3 protein-coding genes are annotated in these 1,959 nt (G+C 59.9%); 1 reads left to right on the forward strand and 2 read right to left on the reverse strand.

What is annotated here, in order from left to right:
• Positions 1–434 (reverse strand): Hsp70 family protein (locus tag AB4043_RS23925; protein ID WP_442308306.1); only part of this gene is annotated, 434 nt, incomplete at its 3' end.
• Between the two features lie 186 nt (positions 435–620).
• On the opposite strand from AB4043_RS23925, the gene AB4043_RS23930 reads away from it, so the two are divergent.
• A complete protein-coding gene (locus AB4043_RS23930; RefSeq protein ID WP_442301945.1) occupies positions 621–1,388 on the forward strand; it encodes a hypothetical protein in 768 nt (255 codons plus the stop codon).
• Between the two features lie 91 nt (positions 1,389–1,479).
• Here the strand turns inward: AB4043_RS23930 and AB4043_RS23935 are convergent.
• Positions 1,480–1,959 (reverse strand): transglutaminase-like domain-containing protein (locus AB4043_RS23935; RefSeq protein ID WP_442308307.1); only part of this gene is annotated, 480 nt, incomplete at its 5' end.

Raw genomic sequence — 1,959 nt, forward strand, 5'->3', positions numbered from 1 at the left:
TCGTTGAAGTACGCCGGAACCGTGATTACAGCTTCCGTGACCGACTGCCCCAGGTAGTCTTCTGCAGCCTTCTTCAGCTTCTGCAGGATCATCGCGCTGACCTCAGGCGCGGTGTATTCCTTACCCTGCGCCTCGACCACCACGTTGTCGCCCTTGGCGACGACCTTATAGGGCACCATCTTCTGCTCTTCCGAAATCTCGTTCGGACGGCGGCCCATGAAGCGCTTGATGGAATAAATCGTGTTCTGCGGATTTGTGATCGCCTGCCGCTTGGCCACCTGGCCCACCAGACGCTCGCCACTCTTGGTAAAGGCGACGATGGACGGCGTCGTACGGCCGCCCTCTTCATTCGGAATCACCTTCGGCTCGCCACCTTCCATCACAGCGACGCACGAATTGGTGGTACCGAGGTCAATCCCAATAATCTTGCCCATAGCCTGCTCCTAAACCCTCTGAAATCCGTCCCGAAGGACGCGAACCAATCCCTCGACAGTCTCTATTCTGAACATTGAGTGAGTTACTGTCAACTTATCTGATGCGCTACCCTTCGCCGAGGTTTCACCCTCTTTTTCCTTTCTTTCCGGCTCGAACCGAAGGATACTGCTGCCGTTGGAGGCTCAATGCTGCGAACGATTTGCCTCACCCTTCTGTCTGCYACCCTCTTTGCCCAACAGCCCGCCGCCGCCCCACAGGACGCCGCGCCCAAGGCCCCGGTCAGGCCGCCTGACGGCGGCACCTCCGAAGTACTGGAGAGCATCTACATCCCCCCAAAGCCGGGTGCTCCCTTCGCCCTGACCCTCAATACCGAATGGGTCCGGACCTACGCTGATGGCAATACCACCACCGTGACCAACCACCGCTTCATCGCCCGCGACGCCCAGGGCCGGATCTTCGAGGAGCGGCGACTTCTTGGCCCGGTTGGCAGCCGGGGAAACTCCTACCTCTCCTGGTGGCAGCACGGCGACCCGGCCGCGCATGTTTTCTACAACTGCCATCCCTATAAGAAAGTCTGCTACATGCTGCCCTACAACGATCCGGTCGACGTCGATCCCACCTTTGACCCGGGCGTACAGAGCTTCCCGGCAGGCTCTACGACGCGCGAAGATCTGGGCCGCCGGTTCATCCTCGGCATCGATACCCACGGGGTTCGCGTGACCACCACTCTGAAACCGGGCGTCCTGGGGAACTCGCAACCCTGGATCATCACCCGGGAGTACTGGTACTCCGAGCAGCTCGGCATCAACCTGCTCTCTATCCGCAACGATCCTCGCTCCGGCCACCAGACCTTCACGGTTGCCGAGATCAGCACGGCGCCGCCGGACCCCAAACTCTTCGACCTTCCGGACGGATTCCAGATCATCGACCAACGCCTACCAAGCCAAAAGTAAGCGCAACGCAGCCGCTTTGTTCTGCAGGGTGTACCGGGAACACCCCTTCAACCCCCGCGGCACCTGACCAACTGGCAACGGGCAACTGCCCTTAAGCTGCTACCGGAATCTCAGGATGCCCATGAGGCAAAATCAGGTTCCCGTCGCTATCTATCTCATTCGACTCCACATAGAAGTGGGTCAGATTTGCAACGCCGAAGGTTGTCGTAATTGCGACATCGGTCGCATCGCGCCCCGCCGCCATCAACACACGGCCGATCCGTGGATGGTTATGACGAGCGTCCATCGTCCACCAGCGRCCGTCGAGAAAGACCTCGTACCACGCGGAGAAATCCCCCGCTCCGGCATAGGGCGAACGAATGTCGCCGAGGTAGCCGGCGACATACCGTGCCGGAATATTCATGGCCCGCGTCAATGTAATGGCCAGATGCTGAAAGTCACGGCAGACGCCGACACGCTCCGTGAACAGATCGAGCGCGGTCTTGGTGGGCCGCGCCGAGTTGTAGTCGAAGCTCACATGATCGTGACCCCAGTCACGAATGGTCACCGCCAGCAGCCATCCCTTGGGAAC

Origin of the sequence: Terriglobus sp. YAF25 (assembly GCF_052113305.1) — a bacterium.
Lineage (GTDB): Bacteria > Acidobacteriota > Terriglobia > Terriglobales > Acidobacteriaceae > Terriglobus.